We start from the raw sequence: 5,097 nt of genomic DNA on the forward strand, positions 1-5,097 counted from the left end.
TCGTCGCCAGAATGGATGACAGGACCGGAACCGTGGAGTTCGCATGACGGCCGGACCCGCCCATTCCATGGGCGACGCATGCGATTCGGAGTATGCGCACACCTCGTCCGCGGCCCCGTTTTCGGCGACGGGGTCCCGACCTTCCGCCGCATCCATGTTCCCCTTGCTTGACACCTTCATCGCCGTATATGAGATGGGACAGTTCACCATCGCCGCGGACAGGCTGCACGTCTCACAGTCGACGGTCTCCGCACGCATCGGGGTCCTCGAACGATCCGTGGGATCTGCATTGTTCGAGCGGCATGCGAAAAGCGATGTGACGCCCACTACCGCCGGCAGGATCCTGTATGGCACCGCATTGGCGATCGGTGAGCGCTGGCGAGAGGGACATTCGCGGATCGCAAGCGCCGCGACGAACCGCGAGCCTTTTCTCGTGTCCTGCTCCCACACGACCAGCGAGGTCCTGATCGGCGGAATCGTCACGGAGTTGAGCGACAGGCTTGACGCCGTCGAACCGACCATCGCGGTGTCCAACTCCGAGGACATCCTCGATGCGGTCTGCGTGAACAACGTCCAGCTGGGAATCGTGGAGAAGGCCGTCAGTGGCAAGGCCGTCACGCGCAGAGCCATCGCGAGCGACAGACTGGTCCTCGCGGGATCGCCGGACGGCGTGTGGCTCCTGCGTGAACCGGGGTCAGGAGTCAGATATTACACGAGCCTTTTCCTGTCAGTCTCCCATGTGGTTCCCGACAGGCAGATCGTTCTGCGCAGCAATTCCGCTATTGTCAGCTGTCTCGCCGCCGGAATCGGGCAATCCGTCATCTCATCGAGGCTTGTTCCGGAGGGAATCCCGTCGCGGGACCTCGGACCGGATTTCGTTCGATCGTTCTATGCCATCACCCCGGTATCGGGTCTGTCATCCCGCCAGCGAGAGGTATGCGACGCCATCATCGATCGTCTGCGGACCGGCAAAGATTGATGCGGTCGACGCAGCCGGCGATGCCATCACATTGGATATTTCGATTAAAACCATAAGTAATAACGATTTGACCGATACGAAACATCGGTAGTTCAATCATCCACGTGAAAACATCATTGTCAGCATGGATACGCCGGATCACGACCATCGACATGGGAGTCATGGTCCTTGTCACACTGATGGCATCGATCGCCGGCTCCGCATTGAAGAATTTGCCTGTGCTCAGCATGTTCGGGGCGCTGATCATCGCCCTTCTTCTGGGAATGGCCGCGCAGTTCCCGATACGCCGATGGTATGAGCGCGGGAATCCCGCCCGCATGGCAGGGGTGCGGGATGCGGCCGGACTTATATCGAACAAACTCCTGAGGCTGGGGATCATTCTTCTGGGATTCAAGCTCAATCTTCAGGTCCTGTTCACCAAAGGCCTTGCCTGCCTCCCCATCGCGGCCGTGGTGGTGACGTTCACAATCGTCGTGACGTATGCGATAGCCCGGGCGTTCCACGTCGACCCCATGCTCGCCATGCTGGTGGCAGGCGGAACGGGAATCTGCGGCGCAGCCGCGGTGATGGGCCTGTCCAGCGCAATCACCGTGGATGTCAGCCGCGAGGAGGAGAAGCAGGAGGACATCATGATGGCAGTGGCTGCGGTCGCCATCATGGGAACGATCTTCGCTTTGGTCGAGATCGTCGTCGGCCCACTCACTGGTTTGAGTGCCGTGCAGCTCGGTGTCGTCGCCGGAGCGTCCCTGCACGAGATCGCGCACACCGTGGCAGCGGGAGCCGCGTTCGGCAGCGTTGAGATGGCCACCATCATGAAGCTTTCACGCGTTCTTATGCTGGTGGTGGCGTCAATCGTGATCGCCCTGTGGTGGGACCGAACCCAAGAGACTCCCGACACCGAGGGGCGACGTCATATCATGTTCCCGTGGTTCATGCTGGGGTTCGTCGGGGCGTCGATGATCGGATCATTCGTCCCGGGAGTCTCCGCGATCGCCCCCACTCTTGTCGACGTCGCCTATGTCGTTCTCGGCATGGCCATGGCCGCGCTGGGAATCACCGTCAACTTCCGGGCCATCGCCGACCGGGGTCGTGCGGCCTTCCTGTCCAGCTTCATCGCCTCGGTTCTGCTTCTGGGGTTGTGCGTCGCGATCGCGGCAATCGTCTTTTGAGACCTCCGGCATCATCGCACTGCGCATATCCGCGCCGCGTGGCAGAATACCGCACATCGTCATAAGGCGCGGCCGACGAGGAAGCGGCTGGAGCGCGGTGGTGGCGACGCGAGGGAAGTCGGCATAGAACCGGCATATGAGAAGACGACGAGGGAGACAATGATCGCGTTCATCGAGCAGATATTCCTATGGTGGCTCTTCTATGGATTCATCGGATGGGTGTGGGAGACATGTCTCGGCATCGTCACCAGAGGTAGGTTCGTCGAGCGCGGCGTCTTCATCGGCCCGTTATGTCCGATCTACGGATTCGGGGCGATCATCGTGATTGTCACGCTGCGTGACGTGGAGAATCCCCTGGCTTCGTTCCTCAGTTCGGGCATGCTGGCCTGTCTGTTGGAATATGTCACCTCGGCCGCCGTGGAGAGGGCGTTTCATGTGCGGCTGTGGGACTACACGAACAAACCCTTCAACGTCAACGGCCGCATATACCTCAACGGCTTCCTCGCGTTTGGCCTGGGAGCCAGTGCGGTCAAGCTTCTCGTCCAACCCGCCGTCGCCGGGTTCACCGGATCGTGGGCCCCTCAGGCACTGCATGTCGTCACAATCACGGCCGCAGGGATTCTCATCGCCGACGCAGCCGTGACCATCGCCGGATTGACGAGCTTTGACAGTCACCTCGCCCAGATCAGCGAGAACATCGCACAGGCGAAAAGCACCCGCATCGCCGCCATCGATGAGCGTCTGGAGAAGAGCGGCCACGGACCGGACAACGTCATAGAGGTCTCGGAAAGAATCGCCAAAACCATGACATGGCAGCAACGACGCCTGATCAGAGCCTTCCCCGCCATGACATCAACGCGGCACGGCCACACTCTTGCCGGTGTCCGCGATACGCTGGCGAAAAAGGCGAAGCGTCGGACCAAGGAGCGTTAGAGACGTTCGACGCTCCCGCCCCGCGCCCAGACGTCACGCCATGGATGCTACTCCCACTCAACTGAGGCGCTTGACCAGCTGGTTCGACGTGATTCCATCTCGTGTTGCCTTGTCCGCCTCGTGCTGCTCGAGACGAATCACGTCCGAATCAGCCGCTGATTCGGACGGAGAAGAGTAATTGCATCTTTGCTGGGCAAACATGCTTCACGGACTTGGCTATTCCCCGTTTCCCACATGGGGATAGTTGCAGGTGGCTTGGAAATAGATAATCTCCCGCGAATCAAGACTCATGCCTGCATCTTTCTCAGGTTCTGCAGTTTCCATAGCGCTTCGGGGCTTTTCGATGCAGCTTCCGCAATAGCCTCGTCGGAAAAGACGAGTTCGGGACGAAAATCGCCGGTCGCGAAGAGATGCAGATACTCGGCTTCGGCATCCGTGCGTGGAAGGACGTAGCGCGTGATGAATTCCTCCGCATTTGACATGAGGCCCTGCAAGGTCGGATGCTCGTCAGCATCTCTGAGCATGGGAAGGAGCTGATCGTCAAGCTCCCGCTGCCTGTCCGCAAATCTCTCGGATCTTTCTTCGAACGGGAGCGGGAACCTGGCTGAAAGCGATGCATAGAGGAGCATCGACTGATGTGCGAGCTCATCATCATCTGCATTGTCGAAGTGCCTGTCGAGGTTGGATATATCGTACAGATCGCGGACTTTTACACGATCGAAGAACGCCTTGACCTTGCCTCCGGCGAGCTCGATATCGTCGAACATCAAAATCTCTGCGTCAGGCCTCATCGCGCATGAGCGCAGGGTCGGGACGATGAGCGGCGAGCGGTTCATGTAGATGCAGTCGATCTTCACATGATCGGCACCCCAGTCCCCACGATAACGTAGCAGGTAGGTTCTGCCGGCATGCTCGCCATCGGCAGACGAGACATCGTAGCCGAGAGCGCGTCCCACTTCTTCTATCCCGCCCTCGATGGCGGGTCTTTCCGCAAGCATGCGTTGGCGGTCAGGCGATCCGATATAGGATACGTCTATGTCAACCGAAAGCCTTGGCATGTCGAGCATGAACAGGTTGATGGCGGTGCCCCCGTGCATGGCGAGCTTGCCGTGCAGAGCGGGGTGGCGGTCCATCTCCTCGAGCAGATCGAGCAGCCTCTCGACCTTGTCCACGGTTCTGGGCTGGAACCCGTCCATGTCTACGAGAGCCATGATCGGACCTCCTTGTCCTCCTCGGGCAATCTCATATTCCATTCCTTCGACCACCCTCTGGCAGCATCGGAGCTTTTGTCGAGCTTCGATACGACCCCTTCGCAGGCAGCACGCAGCATATCGAGCGTGCCATCCTGCACCTTCCACTGCTCGGCCTTTTCCTCGAGCAGCCAGCCGACACGGGCAGCCATCGAGGCACTTTCCGCTATGGCCAGTTCCGCGACGCGCACGGTGTCAAGGTAGGGCATCGCCGAAAGTGAGCGAACGACCTCCTCGATGCCACCCGACCACTCTGGGTGCTTCAGGCAGTCGACGAAGGTCTGCTCGCGGCTTGTGGCGAGCACGCTCCCGAATGCCTTGCCCCTGATCTTCTGGGTCGCCAGCCCGATTTTCGCGGCGTGGGGAATATACCTGACATCATGGAAGGTGAACGGGGTCTTTGCGGCATCCGTCCTGAAGTGGCATTCGAACCCGACGTTGTGGGCCACGCCATGCGCCTCCAGGGCGGAATGGTACGAGAGCACGGCATCTGCATCGAGAACGATTACGACCTCATAAGGGTCAACGCCGGTGCCTTCGAACCTTCCGGCGTTCGAAACGTACAGCCCCCTGCGGACCCTCTCGATCGCGTTCGACGCAAGCGCTAGTTTGAGCTGCTGCTTCGCCGCCATCTCGGAATCAGCGTTCTTGAACAGGCTCCCCGTCAGGAACACGTGATGCGTCGATATGTACTCGCTGAACTTCATACTTACGAAGTATAGCGTTAAGGGTAATAGAATACTACCCTTTCATCGGTATCTTATAA

General features: G+C 59.5%; 5 protein-coding genes. 3 read left to right on the forward strand and 2 right to left on the reverse strand.

Translation table 11 applies throughout. The features are described from left to right. Positions 1-43 precede the first annotated feature (43 nt). The 3 genes from Q1X90_RS04990 to Q1X90_RS05000 all read left to right on the forward strand — a co-directional run bounded on the left by Q1X90_RS04990 (position 44) and on the right by Q1X90_RS05000 (position 3,081). Positions 44-979 carry a LysR family transcriptional regulator gene (locus tag Q1X90_RS04990; protein WP_300767160.1) on the forward strand — a complete coding sequence of 312 codons (936 nt, stop codon included), beginning with the start codon at positions 44-46 and terminating at the stop codon, positions 977-979. 104 nt (positions 980-1,083) lie between these two features. Beyond that, on the forward strand, positions 1,084-2,148 hold the full coding sequence (locus Q1X90_RS04995) for a putative sulfate exporter family transporter (RefSeq protein ID WP_300767162.1): 1,065 nt from the start codon (positions 1,084-1,086) through the stop codon (positions 2,146-2,148). 159 nt (positions 2,149-2,307) lie between these two features. Beyond that, complete coding sequence (locus tag Q1X90_RS05000) at positions 2,308-3,081, forward strand: putative ABC transporter permease (protein ID WP_300767164.1); 774 nt, start codon at positions 2,308-2,310, stop codon at positions 3,079-3,081. Between the two features lie 287 nt (positions 3,082-3,368). On the opposite strand, the gene Q1X90_RS05005 is transcribed toward Q1X90_RS05000, so the two are convergent. Both Q1X90_RS05005 and Q1X90_RS05010 read right to left on the reverse strand, forming a co-directional pair. Then, on the reverse strand, positions 3,369-4,253 hold the full coding sequence (locus Q1X90_RS05005) for a nucleotidyl transferase AbiEii/AbiGii toxin family protein (RefSeq protein ID WP_300767166.1): 885 nt from the start codon (positions 4,251-4,253) through the stop codon (positions 3,369-3,371). Positions 4,254-4,279: 26 nt separating this feature from the next. Then, positions 4,280-5,038, reverse strand: a complete 759-nt coding sequence (locus tag Q1X90_RS05010) for a hypothetical protein (RefSeq protein ID WP_300767168.1) — start codon at positions 5,036-5,038, stop codon at positions 4,280-4,282. Between the last annotated feature and the right edge of the window lie 59 nt (positions 5,039-5,097).

Source organism: uncultured Bifidobacterium sp., assembly GCF_949292005.1.
Classification (GTDB): Bacteria; Actinomycetota; Actinomycetes; order Actinomycetales; family Bifidobacteriaceae; genus Bifidobacterium.

What these genes read in the sequence shown, in the direction of transcription:
- Q1X90_RS04990 (WP_300767160.1), top strand. Translation starts at nt 44, where the DNA reads ATGACGGCCGGACCCGCCCATTCCATGGGCGACGCATGCGATTCGGAG.
- Q1X90_RS05000 (WP_300767164.1), top strand. Translation starts at nt 2,308, where the DNA reads ATGATCGCGTTCATCGAGCAGATATTCCTATGGTGGCTCTTCTATGGA.
- Q1X90_RS05010 (WP_300767168.1), bottom strand. Translation starts at nt 5,038, where the DNA reads ATGAAGTTCAGCGAGTACATATCGACGCATCACGTGTTCCTGACGGGG.